This is a genomic window from Streptomyces sp. SID3212 (assembly GCF_009865405.1).
GTDB lineage: Bacteria > Actinomycetota > Actinomycetes > Streptomycetales > Streptomycetaceae > Streptomyces.
This window is the reverse complement of the sequence record NZ_WWJY01001094.1, coordinates 1-677: the sequence shown is the minus strand read 5'-3', so window position 1 is coordinate 677 and position 677 is coordinate 1. Positions and strand designations below refer to the sequence as shown.

Here is a 677-nt window from a genome sequence, read left to right as displayed (position 1 = left end):
GGTGGTCAAGCAGTTCGTCGAGGGGCCCGGCGCCGCGGAGCGCTACGCGCGCGAGGTGGCCGCGCTGCGGATCGCCGCCCGCGCCGAGCCGGCCGTGGTACCCGCCCTGCTGGGCACCGACCCCGAGGAGCACGTCCTGGTCCTCGCGCACGTCGAACACCGGCCGCCGCCCCGCGAATGGATCGTCGGCTACGCGAAGGCACTGGCCCGGCTCCACGCCACCGCCGTCCCGGCGGACGCCGGCCTCCTGCCCTGCTGGAGCGGACCCACGCGGGCCGACGCCGACTCCTTCCTCCACCTGGCCGAAACGCTCGGAGTCACCGTCGCACCCGGCGTCCCGGCCGAACTCACCGCGCTGGTGGGCCGGCTCGACCGGGCCGGGGGACAGGCCCTGCTGCACGGGGACCCGTGTCCCGGCAACGACCTGCACACCGGGACCGGGGTCACGTTCATCGACTTCGAACAGGCGTCCCTCGGCAACGGTCTGGTGGAACTGGCCTATCTGCGTATCGGTTTCCCCACCTGCTGGTGCGTCACGAAGGCCGCCCCCGCGCTGCTGGACCGCGCCGAGACCGCGTACCGCACCACCTGGAGGAGCCTCACCGGCACCGACCCCGGCGGCGACCTGACCGACGCGTGCGCCGGCTGGCTCCTGCGCGGCGACGCGCTGGTCGAGC

1 protein-coding gene is annotated in these 677 nt (G+C 74.9%); it reads left to right on the top strand.

The genetic code is table 11. From position 1 onward, the window contains the following. Position 1 precedes the first annotated feature (1 nt). Positions 2-677, top strand: a 676-nt coding sequence (locus GT042_RS32460) for an aminoglycoside phosphotransferase family protein (protein WP_161312272.1), incomplete at its 3' end; no start/stop codon positions are given.